25 protein-coding genes are annotated in these 25,951 nt (G+C 71.2%); 14 read left to right on the plus strand and 11 right to left on the minus strand.

The genetic code is table 11. The features are described 5' to 3' along the window. Positions 1-28: 28 nt before the first annotated feature. The 7 genes from ACQHII_RS16390 to ACQHII_RS16420 all read left to right on the plus strand — a co-directional run bounded on the left by ACQHII_RS16390 (position 29) and on the right by ACQHII_RS16420 (position 6,644). Positions 29-535 carry a protein-tyrosine phosphatase family protein gene (locus tag ACQHII_RS16390; protein WP_427920002.1) on the plus strand — a complete coding sequence of 169 codons (507 nt, stop codon included), beginning with the start codon at positions 29-31 and terminating at the stop codon, positions 533-535. A 73-nt stretch (positions 536-608) separates the two neighbouring features. Further along, positions 609-1,340: a hypothetical protein gene (locus ACQHII_RS16395; RefSeq protein WP_427920003.1), complete on the plus strand. Its 732-nt coding sequence runs from the start codon at positions 609-611 to the stop codon at positions 1,338-1,340. Further along, the gene (locus ACQHII_RS16400) at positions 1,337-2,578 is read left to right on the plus strand and encodes an ATP-binding protein (protein ID WP_427920004.1); all 1,242 of its coding nucleotides are present in this window, start codon (positions 1,337-1,339) and stop codon (positions 2,576-2,578) included. The genes ACQHII_RS16395 and ACQHII_RS16400 overlap by 4 nt, the downstream gene beginning before the upstream one ends. A gap of 100 nt (positions 2,579-2,678) precedes the next feature. After that, entirely contained in the window at positions 2,679-3,185 is a 507-nt protein-coding gene (locus ACQHII_RS16405) for an SH3 domain-containing protein (protein ID WP_427920005.1), read from the plus strand. 61 nt (positions 3,186-3,246) lie between these two features. Continuing rightward, the gene (locus tag ACQHII_RS16410; protein ID WP_427920006.1) at positions 3,247-4,611 is read left to right on the plus strand and encodes an FtsW/RodA/SpoVE family cell cycle protein; all 1,365 of its coding nucleotides are present in this window, start codon (positions 3,247-3,249) and stop codon (positions 4,609-4,611) included. Positions 4,612-4,619: 8 nt separating this feature from the next. Further along, on the plus strand, positions 4,620-6,080 hold the full coding sequence (locus ACQHII_RS16415; protein ID WP_427925328.1) for a penicillin-binding transpeptidase domain-containing protein: 1,461 nt from the start codon (positions 4,620-4,622) through the stop codon (positions 6,078-6,080). Positions 6,081-6,125: 45 nt separating this feature from the next. Beyond that, entirely contained in the window at positions 6,126-6,644 is a 519-nt protein-coding gene (locus ACQHII_RS16420) for a DUF3291 domain-containing protein (RefSeq protein WP_427920007.1), read from the plus strand. Here ACQHII_RS16420 and ACQHII_RS16425 read toward each other — a convergent pair. Both ACQHII_RS16425 and ACQHII_RS16430 read right to left on the minus strand, forming a co-directional pair. Next, on the minus strand, positions 6,641-7,531 hold the full coding sequence (locus ACQHII_RS16425) for an ADP-ribosylglycohydrolase family protein (protein ID WP_427920008.1): 891 nt from the start codon (positions 7,529-7,531) through the stop codon (positions 6,641-6,643). The genes ACQHII_RS16420 and ACQHII_RS16425 overlap by 4 nt on opposite strands. Next, the gene (locus ACQHII_RS16430) at positions 7,528-8,397 is read right to left on the minus strand and encodes a hypothetical protein (RefSeq protein WP_427925329.1); all 870 of its coding nucleotides are present in this window, start codon (positions 8,395-8,397) and stop codon (positions 7,528-7,530) included. Before ACQHII_RS16430 ends, ACQHII_RS16425 begins: the two co-directional genes overlap by 4 nt. 137 nt (positions 8,398-8,534) lie before the next feature. On the opposite strand from ACQHII_RS16430, the gene ACQHII_RS16435 reads away from it, so the two are divergent. From ACQHII_RS16435 to ACQHII_RS16450, 4 genes are all read left to right on the plus strand, one after another. Further along, entirely contained in the window at positions 8,535-9,473 is a 939-nt protein-coding gene (locus ACQHII_RS16435) for an AurF N-oxygenase family protein (RefSeq protein ID WP_427920009.1), read from the plus strand. Between the two features lie 173 nt (positions 9,474-9,646). Beyond that, positions 9,647-10,306, plus strand: coding sequence for a TetR/AcrR family transcriptional regulator (locus ACQHII_RS16440; RefSeq protein WP_427920010.1), 660 nt, complete (start codon positions 9,647-9,649; stop codon positions 10,304-10,306). A 4-nt stretch (positions 10,307-10,310) separates the two neighbouring features. Continuing rightward, positions 10,311-10,640: a hypothetical protein gene (locus ACQHII_RS16445; protein ID WP_427920011.1), complete on the plus strand. Its 330-nt coding sequence runs from the start codon at positions 10,311-10,313 to the stop codon at positions 10,638-10,640. Positions 10,641-10,743: 103 nt separating this feature from the next. Next, positions 10,744-11,793, plus strand: a complete 1,050-nt coding sequence (locus tag ACQHII_RS16450; RefSeq protein ID WP_427920012.1) for an NlpC/P60 family protein — start codon at positions 10,744-10,746, stop codon at positions 11,791-11,793. Here the strand turns inward: ACQHII_RS16450 and ACQHII_RS16455 are convergent. Genes ACQHII_RS16455 through ACQHII_RS16475 form a run of 5 tightly spaced genes read right to left on the minus strand, consistent with a single transcriptional unit; the run spans position 11,790 to position 17,418 of the window. Then, the gene (locus ACQHII_RS16455) at positions 11,790-13,040 is read right to left on the minus strand and encodes a styrene monooxygenase/indole monooxygenase family protein (protein ID WP_427920013.1); all 1,251 of its coding nucleotides are present in this window, start codon (positions 13,038-13,040) and stop codon (positions 11,790-11,792) included. The genes ACQHII_RS16450 and ACQHII_RS16455 overlap by 4 nt on opposite strands. A gap of 47 nt (positions 13,041-13,087) precedes the next feature. After that, positions 13,088-13,729: a GTP-binding protein gene (locus ACQHII_RS16460; RefSeq protein ID WP_427920014.1), complete on the minus strand. Its 642-nt coding sequence runs from the start codon at positions 13,727-13,729 to the stop codon at positions 13,088-13,090. Continuing rightward, a complete protein-coding gene (locus ACQHII_RS16465; RefSeq protein WP_427920015.1) occupies positions 13,710-14,135 on the minus strand; it encodes a DUF742 domain-containing protein in 426 nt (141 codons plus the stop codon). Before ACQHII_RS16465 ends, ACQHII_RS16460 begins: the two co-directional genes overlap by 20 nt. Continuing rightward, on the minus strand, positions 14,132-14,635 hold the full coding sequence (locus ACQHII_RS16470) for a roadblock/LC7 domain-containing protein (protein WP_362984877.1): 504 nt from the start codon (positions 14,633-14,635) through the stop codon (positions 14,132-14,134). Before ACQHII_RS16470 ends, ACQHII_RS16465 begins: the two co-directional genes overlap by 4 nt. Beyond that, complete coding sequence (locus ACQHII_RS16475; protein WP_427920016.1) at positions 14,632-17,418, minus strand: sensor histidine kinase; 2,787 nt, start codon at positions 17,416-17,418, stop codon at positions 14,632-14,634. The genes ACQHII_RS16470 and ACQHII_RS16475 overlap by 4 nt, the downstream gene beginning before the upstream one ends. A 353-nt stretch (positions 17,419-17,771) precedes the next feature. Between ACQHII_RS16475 and ACQHII_RS16480 the strand changes: the two genes are divergently transcribed. After that, complete coding sequence (locus ACQHII_RS16480; RefSeq protein WP_427920017.1) at positions 17,772-18,560, plus strand: hypothetical protein; 789 nt, start codon at positions 17,772-17,774, stop codon at positions 18,558-18,560. Between the two features lie 30 nt (positions 18,561-18,590). On the opposite strand, the gene ACQHII_RS16485 is transcribed toward ACQHII_RS16480, so the two are convergent. Then, complete coding sequence (locus tag ACQHII_RS16485; protein WP_427920018.1) at positions 18,591-19,076, minus strand: MarR family winged helix-turn-helix transcriptional regulator; 486 nt, start codon at positions 19,074-19,076, stop codon at positions 18,591-18,593. A 129-nt stretch (positions 19,077-19,205) separates the two neighbouring features. Beyond that, positions 19,206-21,626, minus strand: a complete 2,421-nt coding sequence (gene lon / locus ACQHII_RS16490; RefSeq protein WP_427920019.1) for an endopeptidase La — start codon at positions 21,624-21,626, stop codon at positions 19,206-19,208. Between the two features lie 234 nt (positions 21,627-21,860). Here lon and ACQHII_RS16495 point away from each other — a divergent pair, with 234 nt between their 5' ends. Next, positions 21,861-22,280, plus strand: a complete 420-nt coding sequence (locus ACQHII_RS16495; protein WP_427920020.1) for a DUF4259 domain-containing protein — start codon at positions 21,861-21,863, stop codon at positions 22,278-22,280. 408 nt (positions 22,281-22,688) lie between these two features. Here ACQHII_RS16495 and ACQHII_RS16500 read toward each other — a convergent pair whose 3' ends face one another. Further along, positions 22,689-23,264, minus strand: coding sequence for a TIGR03086 family metal-binding protein (locus ACQHII_RS16500; RefSeq protein ID WP_427920021.1), 576 nt, complete (start codon positions 23,262-23,264; stop codon positions 22,689-22,691). Positions 23,265-23,405: 141 nt separating this feature from the next. Between ACQHII_RS16500 and ACQHII_RS16505 the strand changes: the two genes are divergently transcribed. Next, entirely contained in the window at positions 23,406-24,890 is a 1,485-nt protein-coding gene (locus ACQHII_RS16505; RefSeq protein ID WP_427920022.1) for a sulfatase family protein, read from the plus strand. On the opposite strand, the gene ACQHII_RS16510 is transcribed toward ACQHII_RS16505, so the two are convergent. Further along, the gene (locus ACQHII_RS16510; protein ID WP_427920023.1) at positions 24,887-25,792 is read right to left on the minus strand and encodes a rhomboid-like protein; all 906 of its coding nucleotides are present in this window, start codon (positions 25,790-25,792) and stop codon (positions 24,887-24,889) included. The genes ACQHII_RS16505 and ACQHII_RS16510 overlap by 4 nt on opposite strands. Positions 25,793-25,951 lie beyond the last annotated feature (159 nt).

Below are 25,951 nucleotides of genomic sequence, written 5' to 3' on the forward strand. Positions count from 1 at the left end.
TCAGTCGCTGGGGCTTGGGGAGGCGCCGTTGCGGACGCGCAGGAAGCAACCCGACGTACCCGCTCCGGACACTCCGTGGAGCGAGATCGTCACCGGTCTGTGGATGGGCGGGCACGAGTTCAGAGGGCGCTCCGGGCAACGGGAGTTCGCGGTGGTGCGGGACGAGTTCGATCTCGTGCAGACGCTGCTGCGGCTGCCGGGACACGGGCCCGACTCCGGCGTGGAGCACCATGTGTGGCCGATTCCGGACGGTCCGCTGGACGGGACGCAGCTCGCGGGCGTGATGCGGCTGGCCCGGGCCGCGTGCGAGGCGCTGGACGACGGGCGGAAGGTCCTCGTCCGCTGCTATCACGGCTACAACAGGTCGGGGCTCGTCGTGGCGCACGCGCTGGTCCGGCGCGGGTACTCCACCGAGGAGGCGATACGGCTGATCCGCACCCGCCGCTCCCCGTGGGCGCTGCACAACGAACTGTTCGTGGAGTATCTGCGGGCGGGACTGTCCACGGCACGGCTGCTGGAGGAGCTGGCCGAGTAGCCGAGTAATCGTTTCCCCCCGACCCACTGACCAGCATGAACAAAAAGGACTTCCGTACGAATAGGGTGTACGGGTGCCGCTCCGTCGTCCCCTCCGCACCACCGCCGTCACCGCCGTTGTCGCTCTGCTGCTCGCGACCGCGGTGGCCTGCGGCGACACCGGCGCGCTGCGCGGCGCGGGCGCGACCCCGACGGCGACCAGCCCCGCCAAGCTCTGGCCGAACATGTCGCCCGCCGCCTCCCCCGCCTACGACTTCGACGAGGCCGACACCGAGATCGTGCAGGGCGTCACCGTCCCCGGCGACGACATCCGCAAGGTGGACCCGATCGCCGTCGTACGGGCCGAGATCGCCGCGAACCCCGGCGACTACGTCGGCTCCAAGGCGCCGTACCGGGGAACCGCCGAGCGGATCGGCGACTGTGCGAAGGGCGGGGACCGGAGCAAGTGCCCCGTCCTCAAGCCGTACTACCGCGACGTGACGGGCGACGGACACGACGACCTGACGCTCGGCTTCCGGCTGCTGCCCACCAAGATGACGGCCGTGCGGGTCTACACCGTCGAGAAGCACCGGCTCGTGCAGGTCATGGCCAACGACGACGCGGTGAGCGGGGTCGAGCTGGCCGGGCGTTCCGTGATCATCCGCTCGCCGTCCGAGCTGGCGGGGTACGAGTACCGCGTGCAGTGGACCTGGGACGCCGACCAGAAGGCGATGCTGCTGACCCACGACGAGTTCCTGCGCACGGGCAGCCGTAAGCACGGTGTCCGCCGCGCGACGCCCGCGCCCGTCACGTCGGCCACCCCGTGACGGGGCTCGCGCTGCCCCGGTGGGCCGGGACACTCGCCTTCAAGTCCGCCGTGTTCATCACGGTGATGTGCTGCGCGCTGGCCGCGCTGCTCGGCGTGCTCGTGCATGTGTCGGTGACCGACCGGACCGTGGGCCAGGCCCGCCAACTGGCGCTGTCGCGGCTGCGGACGGCGACGGCGCAGTACGAGGCCGGGGACTCGCTGCTGCACGGCGCCGGGGTCGATCCCGCGAGCTTGCCCGTGGCGCTGCGGCGGCTGGCCGAGGACGGCGAGCGGGGCACCATGGTCGGCAGGCACCGGGGGCGCCCCACGATGTGGGCGGCGGGACCGGCCGACGGCGGGCGGGTGCTGGCCGTGGCCGTCGACTACTCGCAGGGCGCGGACACCATCGCCGGGCTCGACCGGGCGATCGTGGGGTCCTCGGCGCTGGCGATCGGGGCGACCCTGCTGTTCGGCGCGTTCGCGGTGACCCGGGTGACCCGGCGGCTGCACGGGACCGCGCAGGTGGCCCGGCGGATCAGCGCCGGCGACCTGGACGCGCGGGTCGACGATCCCCGTACGAAGGACGCGAGCCGGCCGCAGGACGAGGTGGCCGCGGTGGCCGCCGCGCTCGACACGATGGCCTCCTCGCTCCAGGGCAGGCTGCTGACCGAGCAGCGGTTCACGGCGGACGTGGCGCACGAGCTGCGCACCCCGCTGACCGGGCTGCACGCGGCGGCCGAACTGCTGCCGCCGGGGCGGCCGACCGAGCTGGTGCGGGACCGGGTGGCCGCGTTGCGCACCCTCACCGAGGACCTGCTGGAGATCTCCCGGCTCGACACCCGGCGGGAGAAACTGGAGCTTGGCACCGAGCAGTTGGGGGCGGTGGCCGCGCGGGTGGTCCAGGCGTCGGGGACGGACACGGAGGTCGTCGTCGTACGGGACGAGTGGGTGGAGACGGACCGGCGGCGGCTGGAGCGGGTGCTCGGGAATCTGGTCGCGAACGCGCACCGGCACGGGCGGGGGCCGGTGGTGGTGACCGTGGACGGGGCGGTGGTGACCGTGCGGGATCACGGGGACGGATACCCGGGGTATCTCCTGGAGCACGGGCCGCAGCGGTTCCGGACGGAGGGGGGAGCTACGGGGCATGGGCTGGGGCTGACCATCGCGCTCGGGCAGGCGGAGGTGCTGGGGGCGCGGTTGGAGTTCGCGAACGTGGCGGACGGCGGGGCGCTGGCCACCCTGACACTGCCTCAGTGAGCCGCCCGCAGCCCTGATGGCGCAGCACGAGAAGCGCCCTCCCCGAACCCCTCCTAGTGTGGCGATCAGTCAGGTTCGCCCCATTTCTGGAGGTACCCCCATGTCCCTCAGCCTCTCCCTCCGTCGTATCGGTATAGCGGTCGCCGCCGGTGCGCTCGTCACCGCGGCCGCCGTCACACCGGCCGTGGCCGACGACGAATGGGGCGACCAGGACCAGAGCGTCAGCAGCTCCCAGGACGACGACGGCTGGAACCAGCGCGGCGACGAGGACTCCGACGGCCGCGGCGACTACCAGCAGGGCGACGACAACGGCCGTGGTGACGACGACGGCCGTGGCGACTACAACCAGGGCGGCGAGCACCACAACAACCCGCGCCTGTACCGGGGCGTCGTGACGGCGCGCGAACTGGCCCTGCGCTCCCGGCCGGACCGCGGCAGCAGGATCATCCGGTACGCGCACCGCGGCGAGCACGTCTCGATCTTCTGCAAGACGAGGGGCTCCAACGTCGACGGCAACCACCTCTGGTACCTGCTCACGGACGGCACCTGGGCCTGGGGTTCGGCGCGCTACATCGACAACATCGGCCCGGCCCCCCGCTGGTGCTGACGGACGAGACACACGCACCACCCAAGGCACACAACCCGTCCCATTTGGGTAAGTTCCGGACATGACCAACGCCGGAACCACCGTCACAGCGGACCTTCCCACACCCGCTGTACGCCTTCCCCGGCGCCGTGGCATCGAACTCACCCTCATCGTCGTAGCCGTACTCCTCTCGGTGTACGGCTACTGCGCTGTCGGTCTGGCCAGGAACGGCACGGTCCCGCCCGGCGCCGCCGGCTACGGCGCCGGGCTCGGCGTGCTCGCCCTGCTGGCGCATGTGGCGGTGCGGCTGCGGGCCCCGTACGCCGACCCGCTCCTGCTCCCGATCGGGGTGCTCCTCAACGGCCTCGGCCTGGTCCTGATCTACCGGCTCGACCTGGAGACCCCGGGCGACCGGGCCGCGCCCACCCAACTCGTGTGGTCCACCCTGGGCGTGACCCTCTTCATCGTCGTGGTCCTCGCCCTGCGCGACCACCGCGTCCTCCAGCGGTACGCCTACGTCTGCGTGGCCGCCGCGCTCGTGCTCCTCACCCTCCCGGTCCTCTTCCCGGCCGTGAACGGGGCCCGGATCTGGATCCGGATCGCCGGATTCTCCATCCAGCCGGGCGAGTTCGCGAAGGTGCTGCTCGCGATCTTCTTCGCCGCGTATCTCGCGGCCAACCGCAACGCGCTCGCCCACGCCGGCCGCCGCGTGTGGCGCCTCCAGCTCCCCACCGGCCGCGTCCTCGGCCCGATCGTCGCGATCTGGCTGATCAGCGTCGGCGTGCTGGTCCTGGAACGCGACCTCGGCACCTCGCTCCTCTTCTTCGGCCTGTTCGTGACCCTCCTCTACGTCGCCACCGGCCGCACCGGCTGGATCGCGGTCGGCCTGCTGCTCGCGGCCCTCGGCGCGGTCGCGGTCGGCCGGCTCGAACCGCACGTCCACAGCCGCGTCCTCGACTGGCTGCACCCCTTCGCGTCGATCGACGCGGGCCAGGGACCCAACCAACTCGCCCAGTCCCTCTTCGCGTTCGCGGCCGGCGGCCTGCTCGGCACGGGCCTGGGCCTCGGCCACTCGATCCTCATCGGCTTCGCCGCGAAGTCGGACTTCATCCTGGCCACCGCGGGCGAGGAACTGGGCCTGGCCGGCCTCTCCGCGATCTTCATCCTCTACGGCCTGCTCGTGGAGCGCGGCTACCGGGCGGGCCTCGCGCTGCGCGACCCCTTCGGCCGGCTGCTCGCGGTCGGGCTCGCCTCGATCGTCGCGCTCCAGGTGTTCGTGATCGCGGGCGGGGTGACCGGCCTGATCCCGCTGACCGGCATGGCGATGCCGTTCCTCGCCCAGGGCGGCTCCTCGGTCGTCACCAACTGGGCGATCGTGGCCCTGCTGATCCGGATCAGCGACTCGGCCCGCCGCCAGTCCGACTACGACATCGAGGTGGCCGCGTGACCGACGCCATGACCCGGCACATCCGCCTCGCGGCGGCCTTCTGCACCCTGCTGCTGCTCGCCCTGCTGGTGAACGCCACCCGCATCCAGATCTTCCAGTCCCGGCCCTACGACGACAATCCCGCCAACCGCCGCCAGACCATCGCCCGTTACGCCCAGCCGCGCGGCGCCATCCTCGTCGGCGGCAGGAAGATCACCGGGTCCCGGGACTCCGGCGAGCAGCTCCGCTACGAACGGACTTACAGGGACGGCCCGTTGTACGCCCCCGTCACCGGCTTCGCCTCGCAGGAGTACGGCACGACGTTCCTGGAGCACTCCGAGGACGGCATCCTCTCCGGCACCGACGAGATGCTCTCGCCGTTCCCCCTGTGGAACGACCTGACCCGCGCCCAGAACCCCGGCGGCAATGTCGTCACCACCCTCGACCCGGCCGCGCAGAAGGCGGCCTACGACGGGCTGGGCACCCGCACGGGCGCGGTCGCCGCGATCGAACCGTCCACCGGCCGCGTCCTCGCCCTGGTCTCCACCCCGTCCTACGACCCGGGCGCGCTCTCGGGCAACGGTCGTACCGCGAACCGCAGTTGGGCCCGCCTGAACGCCGATCCGGACAAGCCGATGCTCAACCGGGCGGTACGGCAGACCTATCCGCCGGGTTCGACGTTCAAGGTGGTCACCGCGGCGGCGGCGCTGGACGCGGGGGTGGTGACGGACCTGGACGCGGCGACGAGGTCCCCCGACCCGTTCACGCTCCCCGGTACCTCGACGACCCTCACGAACGAGGGCGACGGCTGCGCGGACGCGCCGCTGCGCTCCGCCTTCGAGTGGTCGTGCAACACGGTGTTCGCGAAGCTGGGCGTGGATGTCGGGGTGCGGAACATGAGGGGCACGGCGGAGGCGTTCGGCTTCAACGACACCGGCGTGCGGATCCCGTTCGCGGTCTCCCCCAGCACCTTCGACACCTCGGTGGACAGGGCCCAGTTGGCGCTGTCGTCGATCGGCCAGTACAACACGCGGGCCACGCCGTTGCAGATGGCGATGGTCGCGGCGGCGGTCGCGAACGGCGGGCAGGTGCGGCAGCCGTACCTGGTGGAACGTACGACGAGGCGGGGCGGCGAGACGGTCTCGACGGCCGGATCGTCCCGCCCGGTCCGCCAGGCCATGCATCCCGCAACGGCCGTACAGATGAGGGAACTCATGGAAGACGTGGTGACGGAGGGCACCGGCACGAACGCGGCGATCCCCGGTGCCACGGTCGGCGGCAAGACCGGTACCGCGCAGCACGGCATCGGCAACTCCGGTACGCCGTATGCCTGGTTCGTGTCCTGGGCGCAGGGCGAACGGGACATGGAGCCGAAGGTGGCGGTCGCGGTGGTGGTCGAGGACGCGTCGGCGGACCGCTCCGACATCAGCGGGGGCGGGGACGCGGCGCCGATCGCCAAGGCGGTGATGGAGGCGGTGCTCGGCCTGTGAGACGGGGGGTGTCACGGCACGGGCGCCCGACCTATCGTCCGGTTCATGACTGAGCCGTTGACGGTACCCGCGTACGAACTCGCCCAGGTCAACATCGGCCGACTCCAATTCCCGCTGGACTCCCCGGAGTTGAAGGACTTCGTGGACGCCCTCGACCCCGTGAACGCCGTCGCCGACGCGGCCGGGGGTTTCGTGTGGCGCCTCCAGTCCGACTCCGGCAACGCGACCGACGTACCCGTCCTCGGCGACGAGTGGCTGATCATCAACATGTCGGTCTGGCGCGACACGGACGCCCTGACCGCGTTCATGTACCAGGGGCGGCACCGGGAGTTGCTGGCCCGCCGCCGCGAGTGGTTCGAGCGGATGCGGGAGGCGATGGCGGCCCTGTGGTGGGTCCCGGCGGGCCACCGCCCCACGGTCGCGGAGGCGGAGGAACGCGTCCTGCACCTCCGCGCGCACGGCCCGACCCCGTACGCGTTCACCCTGCGGACGTCGTTCCCACCCCAGGGCGCGGAGCCGGCCGGGCCGGTCGACATCCCTGAGGGGCTGGGCTGTTCGGTCTAGATCCCGGGACCGGGACCGGGACCGGGCAGGGGCTCGCGGCGCCGCAGCCAGTCCTGCGGCACGCCGTCGAGCCCCGTCCGGGCGGCCACGACGCCGCCGGTGATGGCGCAGGTCGTGTCGACGTCGCCGAAGCCCTCGGCGGTGGTCCAGAGGGCGGAGGTCAGGTCGTCGGGGTGCCTGGCGGCCGACCAGACGGCGAAGGGGACGGTGTCGTCGGCGCGGATGCGCTGCCCGTTGCCCAGGAGGTCGGAGGCCCGCCACGGCTCGGTGGCGAACGGCACGTCGGCAGCCCTCAACAGCCCTTCCCTTACGGCGCTTTCGGGCGTGCGCGCCGCCACCGCCTCCAGGGTCAGCTCCCGCCGCACGGACAGCGCGGCGGCGACGGCCACGGCGACCGCGCCGGCGATGCCCTCGGGGTGGGCGTGGGTGACCTCGGCGGACAGGGTCGCCTGGGTCACGACCCGGTCGAGGTCGTCGTGGAACCACGCGCCCAGCGGAGCGGCACGCATCGCGGCACCGTTGCCGAGGCTGCCCTGGCCGTCGAACAGTTCGCGCGCCGACTCCCGCCAGCGGTGCGGCTCCTGGAGCAGCAGGGGCAGCAACTGGTGCATGCCGTGGCCGTATCCACGGGCCGGATCGGCGTCGTAGCTCAGCGCGAAGGCCCGGGCGAGGGGCTCCTGTCGGATCTCGCCGTGCTCGTCGAGCACCCGGAGGATGCCGAGGGCCATCGCGGTGTCGTCCGTCCAGTGCCACTCCGGTTCCTGCGGGGTGCGCCGGGCGCGGACCTCGTCGTAGGCCCGGCGGGGTTCGCGGAAGAGCGGGAACCAGCGCTCGCCGAACGCGTCGCCGAGGGCGAGCCCCTCCAAACTCCGCCGGGCCGGGGTCACTTGGCCTTCCTGGCTTCCGAGCGGACCTGGAGGGTCGTCTTCGCGGAGAACGCCAGGTCGACGTCCGAGGGGTCCTGGGTGACGGTCGCCGCGGTGGTCCAGGCGACCGCGGCGGCGGTGTTGCCGTCGGCCCAGGCGCAGGTCGGATAGGTGACGGTGACGCTGAGCTTCTTCTGGCTGAGCACCTCGCAGGAGACCGTGACCCCGCCTTCGGTGAAGTCCTTGCGGGGTACGGCCACGGTCACCCCGTCGGCCTCGCCCGCGCCCTTCAGCATGCCCTCGCGGGCCTCGTCCGTGTTCTTGAACCGGCCGTACATCCCCGACAGGGCCAGCGTGCCCTTGGTCGCGTCGCCGTTGAGGGTGTAGGTGCCGACGACGGCCACGGTGTCCTTGGCGTCCCAGGCGCCGTCCGCCTCCTGCTCGATCTTCTGCCCCTCGGTGCGGGAGAGGTCGTCGGCGAGTTCGAAGCGGCCGTCGACCAGCGTCTTCGGCAGCGTCAGCACGAAGTCCGCCTCGGGGAACCCGGTGGCGGACCGGCTGCCGACCGTCAGCACGACGGCCATGAAGATCACCAGCGCCACACCGAGGGCCCCGCCGACGATCCCCAGCGCGAACCCGAGCCCGCGCTTCTTCGGGGGCGGCGGGAAGGCGGGCGGAGGGGCGCCCCAGCCGTAGGGCTGCTGGCCGTACGGGGGCTGGGCGTAGGGCTGTTGACCGTACGGGGGCTGGCCACCGTAGGGCTGTTGCGGCGGCTGCGGCGGTCCGAACTGCTGCGGGGGATACGGCTGTTGGGGGTACTGCTGCGGGTACGGCTGCTGGGGTTGCGGCTGTTGGGGATACGGCGGCTGCTGCGGCGGCGGAGGCATGGACACGCCAGCACCGTACATGCGGGATATGCAGAACGTGCGAACGGAGGGATTGACGAGCTTGCTGACAAGCAGTCTCATAAGACAGTGGAGGATGTGACCCCCGGTAACACACCGACCTGCGAGGTGGGAGAACCATGACGACCCTGACCGAAGCCGACGCGGTCGACGGGCTGCGCGACGCGCTCGGCCTGCTCAAGGACCGCGAGCAGGTGGCCGAACGGCTGCTCGCCTCCTCCGCCAGGCACTCCTTCGACCCCGACAAGGAACTCGACTGGGACGCGCCCTTCGAGGACGGCAAGTGGTTCTGGCCGCCGGAACTGGTCTCGCTCTACGACACCCCGCTGTGGCGGCGGATGGGCGAGGAGCAGCGGATCCTGCTCTCCCAGCACGAGGCCGCGGCGCTCGCCTCGCTCGGTATCTGGTTCGAGCTGATCCTGATGCAGCTGCTCGTCCGGCACATCTACGACAAGGCGGCGACGAGCGCGCATGTGCGCTACGCGCTCACCGAGATCGAGGACGAGTGCCGGCACTCGAAGATGTTCGCGCGGCTGATCTCCCGCGGGGACGCGCCCTGGTATCCGGTGAGCCGGGCCCACCAGAACCTGGGACGGCTGTTCAAGACGATCTCCACGACGCCCGGTTCCTTCACGGCGACGCTGCTCGGGGAGGAAGTCCTCGACTGGATGCAGAGGCTGACGTTCCCGGACGAGCGGGTGCAGCCGTTGGTGCGGGGCGTGACGCGGATCCATGTGGTGGAGGAGGCGCGTCATGTCCGGTACGCCCGGGAGGAGTTGAGGCGGCAGATGATCACCGCGCCCCGGTGGTCGCAGGAGTTCACACGGGTCACGTCGGGTGAGTTCGCGCGGGTCTTCTCCGTCGCCTTCATCAATCCCGAGGTGTACACGAATGTGGGGCTGGACAAGCGGGAGGCGGTGGCGCAGGTGCGGGCGAGTGGGCATCGGCGGGAGGTCATGCAGAACGGCTCGAAGAAGCTGACGGACTTCTTGGACGACATTGGGGTGCTGAGGGGGGTTGGGCGGCGGTTGTGGAAGGCTTCGGGGCTGCTGGCTTGAGTTCGTAGTGCGGGCCGGTGGGGGCTGGTCGCGCAGTTCCCCGCGCCCCTAAAAGGCCGGACCAGCTTGGGCGCTTCTTAAGTAAGGGGCGCGGGGCTGTGTCAATTTGCGGCTCCGCCGCGTGGGCGCGACCAGCCCCCACCGACCCGCACCCGCCCGACTACCCTGCCCCTATGTCCCCCGCCGCTTCCACTCCCGCCTACCGCCGCCTGAACGTCGAGGAGCGGCGAAGCCAGCTCCTCGACGCCGCCCTCACCCTCTTCGCGCACCGCGCGCCCGAGGAGGTCTCCCTCGACGACGTGGCGGAAGCGGCCGGCGTCTCGCGGCCCCTGGTGTACCGGTACTTCCCGGGCGGCAAGCAGCAGCTCTACGAGGCCGCGCTGCGTTCCGCCGCCGAGGAACTCCAGCAGTGCTTCGACGAACCGCGCGAGGGCCCGCTCCTCCCCCGCCTCGCCCGCGCCCTCGACCGCTACCTCGGCTTCGTCGACCAGCACGACGCCGGTTTCAGCGCGCTGCTCCAGGGCGGGAGCGTGGTGGAGACATCCCGTACGACAGCCATCGTGGACGGGGTCCGGCGGGCCGCCGCCGTGCACATCCTCAGCCATCTCGGCGTCGCCGAACCGGGCCCGCGGCTGCGGATGACCGTACGGATGTGGATCACGGCCGTGGAGGCGGCCTCCCTCATCTGGCTCGACGAGGACAAGCAGCCGCCCGTCGACGAGCTGCGGGACTGGCTGGTCGACCAGTTCGCGGCGGCGCTGGCGGTGACGGCCCGCCGGGACCCGCAGACCGCGGAGCTTGTCCGGTCGCTCGCGACGGATGGCCGAGACTGATGCCGTGAAGAGCGAAGAGACCCCGTTCGAGGGCGGCCCGATGGACGGGCGGTCCCTGCCGGTACTGGTCGGCCCCACCGGGAACCCGCCGAAGACCTACCGCATCCCGGTCCCCGACGACGCCGGCGGCCCGCCCACGATCCTCGTCTACCGCCGGGTGCCCAGGGCGCACAGCAAGCGGCTCGGGCTCCCCAAGGGCTGGAAGTACGAGTACTCCGCCGAAGGTGAAAAAGGGGCGGGGAAGCGCGGCGGCGCCCTGCGCTGGCCCTGGTCCAAACCGGACCCCGCACCAGACGCCACGCCGGGCGGCAAGCCGGACGACACCCACGGGTGACCAGGTTGCGCCGAACCGCGCACACCCGGCGCGCGGACCCTGCGCCCCCGTCTGATGCTCACGATGCGGGGCGGAAGGGCCGCCGCGCACCGGAGGTGATGACGTGTCAGGAAGGCTTCTGCGTCTGGTCTGTACGGCGGCGGTCGCGGCCGGCACCGTCCTCGCACCGCTGCCCGCCGCGGCCGTGCCCGATCCGCAGGCGCCCGGACAGCGGCCCGTGGCCGAGCTGCTGACGGACCTTCAGACGCTGTACCGGGACGCCGAGCAGGCCACGGAGACGTACAACGCCACCGAGGAGCAGCTGAAGAAGCAGCGCGCGAAGGTCGACCGCCTCGACTCCGAACTGGCCCGCGCCCGCCTCACCCTCCACGACAGCCGCGGCGCCGCTGGCCGGCTGGCGCGGGAGCAGTACCAGAACAGCACGGCCATCTCCCCGTACGTCCGCCTCCTCCTCGCCCGCGATCCGCAGCACGCGCTCGACGAGGGCCATGTCATCGGCCAGTTGGCGCGCGAGCGGGCCGAGACGGTGGGCCGCCTGGTCGGCAGCGAGAAGAAGAGCGACGGCCTGGCCCGCGCGGCCCGCAAGGCCCTCGACACCCGACTCACCCTGGCCACGCGCCAGAAGAAGGACCGCGACGACGTACGCAAGCGCCTGGCCGACGTCGAGAAGCTCCTCACGTCCCTCACCCCCGGCCAACTCACCGCCCTCGCCGCCTTCGAGAAGACCGACGTCGACAAGGCCCAGCAGAAGTTGGTCACTTCGGGTGCGTTGGGCGACGACAACCGCGAGCCCTCACGTGCGGGCGACCACGCGTTGCGCTACGCCGTACAGCAGATCGGCAAGCCCTACGAGTGGGGCGCGGAGGGCCCGAAGGCCTACGACTGCTCGGGGCTGACATCGGAGGCATGGGGCCACGCGGGCACCCCGATTCCGAGGACCAGTGAAGAGCAGTGGGCGCAACTCCCCAGAGTCCCGCTGAAGGAGCTGCGCCCCGGCGACCTGGTGATCTACTTCCCCAAGGCGACACACGTGGCCATGTATGTGGGCGACGGAAAGATCGTCCAGGCTCCGCGCACAGGCGAGAAGATCCAGGTATCGCCGATCGCGAGCTACCCGATCCTCGGAGCCGTACGTCCGGACCAGGCGCCCTAGGCCGTCACAGAAGCGAGGTACGCCCCCGTCTTCTCCGGCTCGTAGAAGAAGTTCTCGAAATCGGCCGGATCGTCGAACCCGTTGGCGAACCGATCCGCCACCGGCTGCAACTGCCCGGCCGCACCGATGAGGTTGAGAATGTGCTCCGGCGGCGGAGAGAGCATCGCGTTGGTCCACTTGGTGACGTGCTGCGCGGTGTCCCAGTACCGCTCGAACGTCGCGCGCATCCAGTCCCCGTCGAACTCCTTCTCGCCGTGTTCGAGGATCGACGCGAGATACGAAGCGGCGCACTTGGCCGCGGAGTTGGAGCCCTGCCCGGTGATCGGGTCGTTGGCGACGACGACGTCGGCGACGCCCAGGACCAGCCCGCCGCCGGGGAGCGGGCCGACCGGGTTGCGGACCGTGGGCGCGTAGCGGCCGGCCAACGTCCCACCCGCGTCGGTCAGTTCGACGTTCCGCGCCCGGTCGTACTCCCAGGGCACGAACTTCTCCATGAGTTCCAGGGTCAGGGAGAGGTGCGCCGCCGGGTCCTTGACTCCGTTGAAGACGTCCAACGGCCCACCGGGTATGCCCTCCCAGAACAGTATGTCCGCGCGGCCGGACGTCGTCAGTGTCGGCATGACGAACAACTCGCCCACGCCCGGCACCAGGTTGCAGCGGACCGCGTCGTAGTCCGGGTGCTCGGGACGCGGACCCAGACCGTGGACGTAGGAGACCGCGAGCGCGCGCTGCGGCTCGGCGTACGGGGAGCGCTCCGGGTCGCGGGCGAACATCGACACCAGCTCGCCCTTGCCGGCCGAGACGAGGACGAGGTCGTACGTACGGGAGAAGTAGTCGAGGTCGCCGACTGCGGCGCCGTGGATGACCAGTTGGCCGCCGCGCTGGGCGAAGGTCTCCATCCAGCCGGCCATCTTGACCCGCTGGTCGACCGACTGCGCGTACCCGTCGAGCCTGCCCACCCAGTCGATCGCGCGCTGTGTCGGCCCCGGGTCGTGCGAGCCGGGGGCGGCGACCGAGACGCCGAGTCCTACGATCTTCGGGGCCTGGGACTCCCAGAAGTTCAGCTGGAGATCGCGCTCGTGCTGCAGTGCCGTGGTGAACATGCACTGCGTCGACATGACCCGCCCGGAACGGATCTCGTCCGCCGTCCGGTTGGACATCAGGGTGACCTCGTACCCGTGCGACTGGAGTCCGAGGGCGAGTTGGAGCCCGGACTGGCCAGCTCCGACGACGAGTATCTTCCGCATGCGGGTGGTGACTCCTTGGTCGCGACTGATCGAGGACTGCTCGGGGGCTACTCGGGGGTGACGTCCAGCGCGTGGCCGACGAGCGCGAGCAGGGTCTCGATGGCCGAAATCCGCCGCCGCGCATCCATGATCATTACAGGTATGTGCGCGGGAATCGTCAATGCCTCCCGCACGTCCTCCGGGTCGAACCGCTCGCTGCCGTCGAAGTGGTTGACCGCGACGACGTACGGCAGGCCGCAGCTCTCGAAGTAGTCCAGCGCGGGGAAGCAGTCCTTGAGGCGGCGGGTGTCGGCGAGGACGACGGCGCCGATCGCGCCGCGCACCAGGTCGTCCCACATGAACCAGAACCGCTGCTGGCCAGGCGTACCGAACAGGTAGAGCACCAGGTCGTCGTCGAGGGTGAGACGGCCGTAGTCCATGGCGACCGTGGTGGTGGTCTTCTCCGGGGTGCCCGTGAGGTCGTCGGTCTCCTCGCTGGCCTCGGTCATCAGCGCCTCCGTCTGGAGGGGCTGGATCTCGGAGACGGCGCCGACCATGGTGGTCTTGCCGGCGCCGAAACCACCGGCCACCACGATCTTCGTGGCGACCGGCGCGCGGTTGCGGTCCAACTGCCAGGCCCGCGGCTGCTCCTCGTCGTCGAGGAGCGGGGAGACGCCGTAGGCGGCGGCGTCAGAGACGACGGAGTCCACTCAGCACCCTTTCCAGCAGAGCGCGGTCAGGACGGCCCGGGCCGTGACCGGTCCCGGTTCCGTACACACGGATCTTTCCCTGGTCCGCGAGATCGCTCAGGAGCACGCGGACCACACCGAGCGGCATCTTCAGCAGCGCGGCGATCTCTGCCACCGTGCGCATACGGCGGCAGAGTTCGACGATGGCGCGCATCTCCGGCATGACCCGGGTGTCGAGCGAGCCGTTCGTCAACTCCTTGCGTTCCTCCGGGGCTTCGAGCGCCGCCACGAAGGTCTCCACCAGGAGGACATGGCCGAAGCGGGTCCGGCCGCCGGTGAGCGAGTACGGGCGCACCCGGGCGGGTTTGCGGTCGCCGCCGCGCACGGGAAGCCTGTTCGGCGTACTGCCGCTGCCGCCGCCGGTCATCGGGCACTCTCCGCGGACGCGTCTTCGAGGGATTTCCGCAGCTCGCTGCGGAGTTCGGGGGTCAGCACATGGCCGGCGCGGCCGACGAAGAGCGCCATGTGGTACGACACGACGCTCATGTCGCAGTCCGCGGAGCCGTGCACACCGAGCAGCGAGCCGTCGCTGATCGACATCACGAACAGGCTGCCCTCCTCCATCGCGACCATGGTGTGCTTGACCGGGCCGGAGTCCATCAGCTTGGCGGCGCCGATGGTGAGGCTGCCGATGCCGGAGACGATGGTGGCCAGGTCGGCCGCGGAGCCTCGCGGTCCGGTGCGCTTGGTTTCGAGCGCTTCTCGGGCCTGATCGTTTCTGTGCGGGTCGGAGGAGAGGAGGAGCAGACCGTCGGAGGAGACGACGGCGACCGACTGGATGCCGGACACCTCCTCCACGAGGTTGCTCAGCAGCCAGTGCAGGTTACGGGCTTCGCTGCTCAGGCCGAAGGTACTGGGCGCGGTCAACTGCTTGCCTCCTCGACGGTGCCCCCCGTGGCTTCTTCGGATGGTGCGGTCGCGCCGCGCGGTGCCGGGACCGGGTTCTGGCCGGTCTTCTCGGCGATCTCCGCTTCTACGTCGCGGTAGCCGGCGGAGGCTCCGGCGCGGAAGCCGCCGAGTCTGCGGCGCAGGGCTTCGGCGTCTACGGTGCCGGTCCGCTGGCGCGGGGCCTGTGCGGGTTGGGTGATCTTTGGGGTGCGCTTGGGGAGGCCCTTGTCGGTGACGGGGTCCTCGTCTGCGCGTGTGTGCTCGGCCTCGGCTTCGCCCTCGGCCTTGCTCTCGCTCCCACCCGCACCGCCCGTGCGGCTTTCGTCGTCGGGTGCGGGTGGCCCCTGTGGGGCGGTCTCGCCGTCGGCGGCCGGCGGGTTCTCCGTAGCCAGGGGCAGCAGGAGTTCCATCGTCGTCTCGGCCGGGGACTCCCGTACCGTCGTCTCGGCCGGGGTTTCCCGGACCGCCTTCTCCGCCGGGGACTCCCGGACCGCCTTCTCCGCCGGATTCTCCCGTACCGCTCGCTCCGCCAGCGCGACCAGTGGGTCCTCGTCCGGCTTGGAACGGGCGTGCAGGACGTTGGAGTTGACCTCGGCCGCGGCGCCCGGGAGGGAGTAGGAGTGGGTGGTGCCGGTGGCCGGTGAGGACGCCGGTACGGCTGTCGCCGGGGCCGCCGCGAGGAGCGGGCCGGGCAGGACCACGACCGCCGCGACGCCGCCCTGCTTCTGGTCGCGGAGCTGGACGCGGACGCCGTGGCGGTGGGCCAGGCGGGCCACGACGTACAGGCCGAGGCCGAGGCCCTCCTCGCCCTCCTGGTCGTAGGGGGAGTCCGGGTCGAACTCGGTGAGGCGGGTGTTGAGGCGGGTCATGCGGTCGTCGGTCATGCCGATGCCCTCGTCCTGGACGGAGAGCATGACCTCGCCGTTCTCCAGGAGCCAGCCGGAGATCTCGACGGGGGCGTCCGGCGGGGAGAACGAGCTGGCGTTCTCCATGAGTTCGGCGAGCAGGTGGCTCAGGTCGTCCGCCGCGAAGCCCGCCACGTGCGCGTGCGGCGGGAGGGCCGAGATGCGGACGCGTTCGTAGCGCTCGATCTCGCTGACGGCGGCCCGGACGACGTCGACGAGCGGGACCGGGCCCGCGTGCTGCTGGACGTGTTCGGTGCCGGCGAGGACGAGGAGGTTCTCGCTGTGCCGGCGCATGACCGTGGCGAAGTGGTCCAGCTTGAAGAGGGTGGAGAGGCGGTCGGGGTCCTGCTCGCGCTCCTCCAGGCCCTCGATGACGGCGAGTTGGCGCTCGACGAGGCCGAGGGTGCGCAGCGCGAGGTTGACGAAAGTGCCGCCGATGCTGGTGCGCAGGCGCTCCAACTGGTCGCTGGAGTCGGTGACTTCGGCGCGGAGCTCCTCGCGGGCGTCGGCCATCCGCTGGCGCTGGCCGACCAGGTGCTTGCGGTCGGCCTCCAGGGTGGCGATGCGCTCGTGGAGGGCGACGGCGTGCGCGTGCAGGGAGTTGACCGAGCGGACGACCTGGGCGAACTCGTCGTTGCGGCCGGTGAACTTGATGGCTTCCTCGGCCGCCGGGTCCTCGGCGCCGGCCAGCCGGGCCGAGCCGCGGCGCAGCACCGAGAGCGGGCGGGTGAGGGTGCGGGCCATGGCGGTGGCGATGCCGACGGCGAGCAGCATGAGGGCGCCGAGGATCGCGACGCGCAGCTCCAGCGCCTTGACGTCGTCGTCGCGCAGCTGGGCGAGGTCCTTGGAGCGGTGCTCGTAGAGGGCGGACTCCTCGCCGCGCATCAGGTCGACCCGGGCGGAGAGCGCCGCGTCGAGCTTCTTGGTGCTGGTGTCCAACTCGCTGTCGGACAGCGTGGGTTGGTCGGTGAGGGAGGCGAGGTACTTCTCGGCGGTGTTGACCTCGGGTCCGGTGACCGTGGAGTCGTAGCCCGCCACGGCCGTCTTCGTCGCGGTCTCGCGGAAGTCGGCGAGGGCGGCGTCGGAGCGCAGCCGGGCCTGCTGGGCGGCGGCGCTGAGGGCGTCGCGCTGCTTGGTCTGGGCGGGCGTCGAGCCGGTCTCGGTGACGGGGAGGCCGGTGATGGCGCTGATGACCGTCTTGGTACTGGTCGGCACGTTCAGCGCGGCCAGCAGCAGTCCGCGGGCGGCGGCGGCCTGCTGGACGGCGGCGTCGAGTTCGGCGAGCGCGTAGGCGCCGGAGCCGGCCCGTGGCGGCATCTGCTCGGCCAACTGCTCGGCGAGCCGGTGCAGTTCGGTGATGGCGCCGGAGTACGCGACATGCGCCTCCAGGGCGCTGCTCTGGCCGGTGAGTGCGGCCCGTCGTACGGCGGCGACGTCGTCGAGGTCGGAGCGGAGCGCGGCGGAGATGTCGGTGTCGGCGCGCAGTTCGTCGACCTGGCGGTCGACGCGGGCGCTGCGGTCCTCGTCGGGGGCCTGGGACTTGGGGCGTCCGGCGGCGATGTAGGAGGTGACCTCGTCCCGCTCGTCGGCGAGCGAGTGGGCCAGCGACAGCGCGTCCTGGGTCTGCTCGGCGAGCGTCACCAGGTCCTGGGAGTCGTGGAGTTGGCCGGAGGCGGTGACAAGGGAGGGGACACCGGCCGCGGCGATGGCGGCGGCCACCACGGCCACGGCGACGATGAGCCGGTTGCGGACGTGGGTGCTGCGCCCCTTGCCCGCGGGATCGGGCGTGACGGCACCGGTGGCGCCCCCCTGAGGGGCCGTCTGCTTGCCTGTGCGCCGAGGCCGCTTTTTCTGCACCGGTGCTCGCATTCCTGACTCGTGATACCCATGGGGCCGGGTGACGCTCCGTCATCCCGGTACGGCGACCCTCCCAGTGCCGGTGGGCAGCGGTCGCGCATCATCCGGGCCGCCACCCGAAGGAGTGAACCCCGTTGGGGAGTTGGCGGGCAAGTTCCGGCGGCCCGCCCTGCGGCCCTGCGGGCCGCGCCGGTTGGACGTGAGCGGCGGGCTTTGGCAGGATTCGCCGCCACGTAATCCCGGAGTGATCCATTCCAGCCCAAACCAGGCGTCTGACCTGCGAGGCTGCGCCGATTCGGCAATCAGTGCCAACGTTTTGCGAGGCCTGTGAAGAGGTCGTGCAGACTGGCCGAATGCGTACGGAACTTGTGTCGGAACCCGGCGACCCGAACCGACCCAACGAGGACTTCGCGAGCGTCGGCCTTCCGGCCTCGGGGCAGGGCGGTTCGCTGATCGTCCTGGACGGAGTGACCCCGCCGAGAGGGGAGACGGGCTGTCTGCATCCGGTCCCCTGGTACACCGCGCGGCTGGGTGGCGCGCTGACCGAACTGACCGTTTCCTGCCGGGATCTGACGCTGGCGGAGATTCTCTCCCGGGCGATCGTCCGAACATCCGAGGCACACGCCACCACCTGTGACCTTTCTCACCCACGCACCCCGCAGGCAACCGTGGTGCTGGCCCGCTGGTCGCGGGAGGAGATCGAATATCTGGTCCTTTCGGACTCCGCCCTGCTCGTGGACTCCCCGGCCGGCGAGGTGACCGCCGTACTGGACGACCGCCTCTCGCGCCTGCCGCGCGCCGCTCGGGCCACGGACGAGCTGATCGACGCCACGCTCCGTAACAAGGAGGGCGGCTTCTTCACGGCCGCCGCCGATCCCTCGGTCGCGCGGCGGGCGGTGACGGGCACGCTCCCCCGCGCCGGGGTCCGCGCCCTCGCCGCCCTCACGGACGGGGCGACGAGGTGGGTGGAGAAGTTCGGCGAGGGCGACTGGGCACAGTGCCTCGCCCTCGTCCGGAAGGAGGGCGCGGCGGAGCTGGTGAGCCGGGTGCGGGCGCTGGAGCGGGCCGACGCGGAGACGCGGACGTATCTGCGCCGGAGCAAGACGCACGACGACGCGACGGTCGTGTACGTCGAACTGTGAGCCGCTACGTCCGCTCTCACCGCTTCGAGTTCACTTCTCCATGACGCCGTTCAACTGGTGGAGCAGCCGGGCGAGTTCGGCGACCTCGCGACGGTCCCAGTGGGAGAGCTGGCTGACGTAGCGGGCCCGCCGGGCCTCGCGGACGTGGGCGACGCGGCGCCGGCCCTCGTCGGTGAGGTCGACCAGCCAGGCGCGGCCGTCCGCCGGGTCGGGCTCGCGGGCGATCAGGCCCAGCTCCTCCAGGGCGCGCAGCTGGCGGGACATGGTGGCCTTGCCGACGCCGATGTAGGCGGCGAGTTCGGTGGCCCGCTGCCGCCCGTACTCGTCCAGCCGGACCAGCAGACCGTACGCGGCGGACTCCAGGTCGGGGTGGACCTCACGGGCCATCTCGCCCTGGTTGGCCCGGGCCCGCCGGAAGAGGAACGTCAACTCGCGTTCCAGGGACAGGTATTCGGGATCGGGATCCGGGATCCCGCTGTCGTTTCTGTCCTCGTCCTTGTGCACGTCAGCACCCATGTTCTGCTTTCCTGATCGTGAAAGTCGCCGCAGTTTCGCCAGTATTTCGCAGGGTGGGACCTACGTACGACGAAGGCCCGGGCCCCTCGTGAAAAGGGACCCGGGCCTTCACCTGACCGGTGGCGTCCGTCACGCCGCCACCGGAACCTCCGGGGTCGCGCCGTTCGTCGCTGGCGACAGGGCCAGCTCCAGGACCTGACGGACGTCCGTCACCGCGTGGACGTCCAGCTTGTCCAGGACCTCGGCCGGGACGTCGTCCAGGTCGGGCTCGTTGCGCTTCGGGATGATCACCGTGGTGACCCCCGCCTGGTGCGCGGCGAGCAGCTTCTGCTTCACCCCGCCGATCGGCAGGACCCGGCCGGTCAGCGAGACCTCACCGGTCATCGCCACGTCCGTACGGACCAGCCGGCCGCTGAGCAGCGACGCGAGAGCGGTCGTCATCGTGACACCCGCGCTCGGGCCGTCCTTCGGCACCGAACCCGCCGGGAAGTGGATGTGCACGCCCCGGTCCTTCAAGTCGGCGACGGGCAGCTCCAGTTCGGCTCCGTGCGAGCGCAGGAACGACAGGGCGATCTGCGCGCTCTCCTTCATCACGTCACCGAGCTGACCGGTCAGGGTCAGACCCGCCGCGCCCGTCTCCGGGTCGGCCAGCGACGCCTCGACGTAGAGGACGTCACCGCCCGCGCCGGTGACCGCGAGGCCGGTGGCGACACCGGGGACCGCCGTACGGCGCTCCGCCGGGTCCTGGGCGGACTCGGGCACGTGGTGCGGCCGGCCGATCAGAGCGCGCAGATCCGCGTCCTTGACGGTGAACGGCAGCTCCCGCTCGCCCAGTTCGTGCTGCGCGGCGATCTTGCGGAGCAGCCGGGCGATCGACCGCTCCAGGGTGCGGACGCCCGCCTCACGCGTGTATTCACCGGCGAGCTTGCGCAGCGCGCTCTCGTCGATGACGACCTCGTCGTCCTTGAGACCGGCCCGCTCCAGCTGGCGCGGGAGCAGGTGGTCACGGGCGATGACGACCTTCTCGTCCTCGGTGTAGCCGTCCAGCCGGACCAGTTCCATCCGGTCGAGCAGTGCCTCCGGGATGGCTTCGAGCACGTTGGCCGTCGCCAGGAACACCACGTCGCTCAGGTCGAGTTCGACCTCCAGGTAGTGGTCGCGGAAGGTGTGGTTCTGCGCGGGGTCGAGCACTTCGAGGAGCGCGGCGGCCGGGTCCCCCCGGTAGTCGGACCCCACCTTGTCGATCTCGTCGAGCAGGACCACCGGGTTCATGGACCCGGCCTCCTTGATGGCGCGGACGATACGGCCGGGCAGCGCGCCGACGTACGTACGCCGGTGGCCGCGGATCTCCGCCTCGTCCCGCACACCGCCGAGCGCGACCCGGACGAACTTCCGTCCCATCGCGTGCGCGACGGACTCGCCGAGCGAGGTCTTGCCGACACCGGGCGGACCGACGAGGGCCAGTACGGCGCCGCCGCGCCGCCCGCCGACGACACCCAGCCCGCGCTCGCTGCGGCGCTTGCGCACGGCGAGGTACTCGGTGATGCGCGCCTTCACGTCCTCCAGACCGGCGTGCTCGGCGTCCAGGATCGCCTTGGCGCCCCGGATGTCGTACTCGTCCTCGGTCCGCTCGTTCCACGGGAGTTCGAGGACAGTGTCCAGCCAGGTACGGATCCACGAGCCCTCGGGCGACTGGTCGGAGGAGCGCTCCAGCTTGTCGACCTCCTTGAGCGCGGCCTCGCGGACCTTCTCGGGGAGATCGGCGGCCTCGACGCGGGCGCGATAGTCGTCGGACTCCTCGCCGTCCTTGGCCGAGTCGCCGTTCAGCTCGCGCAGTTCCTTGCGGACGGCTTCGAGCTGGCGGCGGAGCAGGAACTCGCGCTGCTGCTTGTCGACGCCTTCCTGCACGTCCTTGGCGATGGTCTCGGCGACGTCCTGCTCGGCGAGGTGGTCACGCAGGTGCTGGGTGGCGAGCTTCAGCCGGGCCACCGGGTCGGCGGTCTCCAGCAGCTCGATCTTCTGTTCGGTGGTCAGGAAAGGCGAGTAACCGGAATTGTCGGCAAGCGTGGACACATCATCAATGGCCTGCACGCGGTCGACGACCTGCCAGGCCCCGCGCTTGCGCAGCCACGCGGTGGCCAGCGCCTTGTATTCCTTCACGAGCTCGGTCACGGAACCGGGCAAGGGCTCGGGCAGGCTCTCGTCGAGCGCGGTGCCCTCGACCCAGAGTGCGGCACCAGGACCGGTCGTCCCGGCCCCGATCTTCACGCGGCTACGGCCGCGGATCAGCGCACCCGGGTCGCCGTCGGCCAGCCGGCCGACCTGCTCGATGGTGCCCAGCACACCCGTGCTCGCGTAAGTCCCTTCGATGCGTGGCACCAGCAGGACCCTGGGCTTTCCGGACTCGGACCGCGCGGCGGCCTGGGCGGCCTCCACGGCGGCGCGTACATCGGTGTCGTTCAGGTCCAGCGGAACCACCATTCCGGGCAGCACGACCTCGTCGTCGAGCGGCAGCACGGGCAGGGTGAGCGGTGTGGACGTCGAAGCCATGATCTCCCCTTAGGCAGTCAAGTTGAGCTATGCCGACTCAATGCTTGGGCGCCTTCGATTGTTCCCCACCGGTTGTTCGCCGTGAGCGATCAGAGGGAAGGGGCTGGCCTCGGTGCAGGTCAACACGGAAACGGGGTGGAGGCTTCCCGGGCGTACGAGGTACTTCCGCGACCGATGTCAGTGGCGCCTGCCACGCTGCCCGGACGCGATCACGATCAGGATCAGGAGAGACGCATGGGCACCTGGGACGTCGGCCCCTTCGACAACGACACGGCAGCGGACTGGTGCGGCGGCTTCGACGACGCCGCCCCCGACGCACGTCGGGGCCTGGTGCGGAACACCCTGGCCCGAGCGGCCGAGGCCACCGACTACCTGGACGCGGACGTCGGCGACAACGCCATCGCGGCAGCGGCCCTGGTCGCCGCGCAATGCCCGGGCGGCGAGCCCGCCCATCCCCACTACGGCCCGAAGCAGCCCGCCCCCGACCTCACCGGCCTACGCACCCTCGCCCTCCGGGCCCTCGACCGCGTCCTGACCGAGCCGTCCGAACTCTTGGAGCTCTGGGCCGAATCTGACGACGCCCCCTGGCACACGACCATCAACGGCCTTCGCAGCACGCTCACACCCCAGCTGCCGCAGAACAGACCCGCCTGATCCAGGCTCACGACGCCATGGAAGAACTGCCCGAGAGCGTGGACCGGGTGCATCCCAGAGCCTCGAGGAGCTCCGCCATGATCGCCCGGACGACTTCGCCCTGAGCCGGGACGAGTACGGCCGAGGCTTCTACTCCTGATCGAGCCGACTCGGCCGGAGCGGGCCTGGCCCGACGCGTAGGGATGCTCGCCACCTGCGGAGGGCGAGGCGCGAAAGCATGACACCTGCGGTGAAAGTGTCACACTTTCGTGGAGGGGTCCCCTCCGGCGGGGGCCGGCGAGCACTCACGCCACTGCACGGCCGAGGGCGGGCCCGCCCCTCGTCGGCCTCCGCGCGACAGCGCCGCCCCGGTGTCCCACGCGCTCCCGCGAAGCGGCTTGTCCGCCCAGCTCGGACGCACCGACCGGATCAGGAGACCGCGCGGCCCAAGTACGCCAGCAGCCGCGCATGCGGAGCCGCGTCCGCCGGGGCCCGGACCTCGGGGCCGAAGACTCCCGGTACGCGGAACGCGTCGAAGCCGCCCATCCCCCGCATCACCGCCAGCAGCTCACCGCACAACTCCTCGTCGACCAGGGCCCGTTGGTCCGTCGCGACCGCCAGGTCCACGCCGTGGACGCAGATCTCGGTGAAGTGGATCAGCGCGGCCATCGGGCCGGGCAAGGCGCCGAGGGAGATATGGACGGTGGTGTCGAGGGCGCCGGGGCGGTTCCAGGCCGCGCGGTCGGTCTCGGACGCCGCCGCGTACGCGCCCCGGGGATCCGTGCCCAGCCAGTCGGACTCGTGCTCGGCGCCCGGGTCGGTGCCGTTCAGTTCGGCGGTGAAGATGCGCATTCCGCCCACCGTGTGGTTGAGGAGGGTCCGGGCGTCCCACTCCGCGCACGGGGTGGGGTTCGCCCACTGGTTCTCCCCAACTCCCGCCACCACACGGCCGGTTGCCACCAGCGCCCGCTCGATCCGCCGTACCACCGCGACCGTCTCCGCCACGTGGACCTCCCCCGTCCAGGACCGTGCTCGGCTGTCCACACCATCGCTACACCCCCGCAACGGCATTCATAGGCAACTGCCGCAAACTGCAAGCGGATTCACAGCTGGGCGAGAGCCCGCGCGGGGACAACGGGGGACAGTATGGACAAGGATCAGGAGCGGCGCGGGCCCGGCAGGCGTGCGGTCGTGACGGGGGCCGCGGTGGTCGCCACGGCCGCGGCGGTCCCGGCCGTCCTCCACGCGACGAAGGGTGCGGAGCACGCCTCCCCGGCCGAACCGGCCACCCCCGTACGGAACCTCGCCTCCCCCACTCCCCACACCCGCGCCCGCGGCGACGACCGCCCCAACATCCTCCTCGTCGTCACGGACGACCAGCCCAAGGACACCGAGTGGGCGACCCCTCAGACCGTCGACTGGCTCGGCGGCCACGGCGTCACCTTCGAGCGGGCGCACGCCAACACCCCGCTGTGCGCACCCTCCCGCGCCTCGATCATGTCGGGCCGCTACGCCCACAACCACGGCGTCCTGGACACCCGCCACCCCTACCACCTGGACCAACACACCACCGTGCAGCGGCAGTTGCACAACTCCGGTTACCGCACGGGCCTGTTCGGCAAGTACCTGAACTACTGGCACACCGGCGACAACCCGCCCCACTTCGACGAGTGGCTGCTCCAGGAACCGGTGGCGTACTACAACGGCCACTACAACGACGGCGGAACCGTCCGGAACATCCCCGGCTACAACACCACCGTCATCAAGAACCGCGCCCTCGCCTTCCTGAAGAGCTCCCGCACGGACCGCCGACCGTGGTTCGCCTACGTCGCCACCCGCAGCGCGCACGAGTTCAACATCCCGGAGAAGAAGTACGCCCACGCACGCGTCCCCGAGTGGCCGGGGCGGCCGTCCGTCTTCGAGACCGACAAGGCCGACAAACCCGCGTTCCTGCGCAAGGCCGAGCACGGTCTGGCCGCCGGACAGGCCCTGCGCGCCCGCCAGTTGAGGACCCTGCTGTCGGTGGACGACGCGATGCGCGACTTCCGCGACCAACTGCGCTCACTCGGCCAGCTGGAGAACACGCTCGTGCTGTACACCAGCGACCACGGGCTGTGCTGGGGCGACCACGGATGGCTGCGCAAGTCGGTGCCGTACCGGCCGAGTCTGGAGGTGCCGTGCCGGCTGTCGTGGCCGGCCCGGGGTCTCGACAGGGGCACCTCGGACGACCGTCTCACCGGTCACGTCGACCTTGCGCCCACCCTCCTCGACGCGGCCGGCATCACCCCGGACACCCCGCACGACGGCCACTCGCTGCTCGGCACCGGCGACCGGGACCATCTGCTCGCCGAGTGGTGGTGGAACCGCCAGGACAAGGAACCGATCCACACCTGGGCGACGTACATCGGCAGGTCGGAGCAGTACACGGAGTACTACCGCACCCGTCTCGACAACAACGGCCGCCCCACGGACGGCGACGGCAAGGTGCTCTTCCGCGAGTACTACGACCTGCGCGCCGACCCCTACCAGCTCACCAACAGGCTGCACGGTGCAACCCCCGCGCAGGAAGCGCGACTTGGCATCCCGGCCCTGGCGAAGGAGCTGAACGCGGCCAGACGGGCGGGGAGTTAGCCCCGGGCCACCTCGGCCCGCGCCACCTCGGCCCGGGCCACGTCGACCGCAGCCACCTCCACCGGAACCAACCGGACCAGCCGCCCGGCCCGCTGCCAGCGCCGTATCAACGGCCAGCTCGCCACGCCTATCGCGAGCGAGATCAGATGGCCCCAGTTCGTCATGGGGTCGGTGAACGCGATCAGGTCCGAGACCAGCGTCCAGCCGAACAGGGCGAGCAACGGCAGCCCGAGCCAGGGCCTGAGCAGACCCGCCAGGGCTCCCGTGCTCGCGGCGACGCCGAAACTGATGCCGTAGTCGAAGCGGTGCAGCGAGCTGTCGGGCAGGTGCCCGGCCAACACGGCCAGCCCCACCGTGCCTTCGGTCGCGAGCGTGGCGAGGATGTGCCCGGTCAGGAACACCCCGGCGGCCCGCACCCCGCCGATCCGCCGCTCCAGCGCGGTCAGCACCAGCAGGAAGAGGATCGCGTACGGCGACAGCACCCCGCCGACGATCCACAGCGCGCTGGCGACCAGCACGAGGAACGGGTCGCTGACGAGGTGGGTGACATCGGTGCTGGAGGCCTGGTGCAGCTGGTTCACCAGCGTGGGATCGGCGTACTGCGCGATGAGCGAGGTGACGACGAGCAGCGTCCCGTAACCGAAGGTGAACGGCGTCCCGGTGGGCGTGGGCAGCACCCGCCAGGGACGGAGGAGGCGCAGCAGGCCGGGGACGCGCGGTGCGCGGGGAACGGCAGGAGTGGACGCCGAGACGGACACCGCCGGCCGGGTCGACCCCCAGGCGGTTTCGACCACTTCCCGCTGTCTCGGCATGGCGTCCAGCAGAGAGGAGTCCTCCCCGGCCGAAGGCGTGCCCGAGGGCGTGGCGGAGACCTGGGTATCGGCCGTCGCGGTCCGTTCCACCGTGAGGCGCTCCTTCCGTTTCACCCCACCCTTCGCCGTCCCACCTGTCGCTGTCTATGACCGACGCCACGCGAGAGCCGATTCACAGCAACCTCAAAGACTTCTTGCGCGTCCACCGGGAGCCGATCCCGCCGCCCGTTCCGGTGAAACTGCCAAAAT

The sequence above is a fragment of the Streptomyces sp. cg40 genome, from assembly GCF_050320165.1.
GTDB classification, from domain to species: Bacteria; Actinomycetota; Actinomycetes; order Streptomycetales; family Streptomycetaceae; genus Streptomyces; species Streptomyces hokutonensis.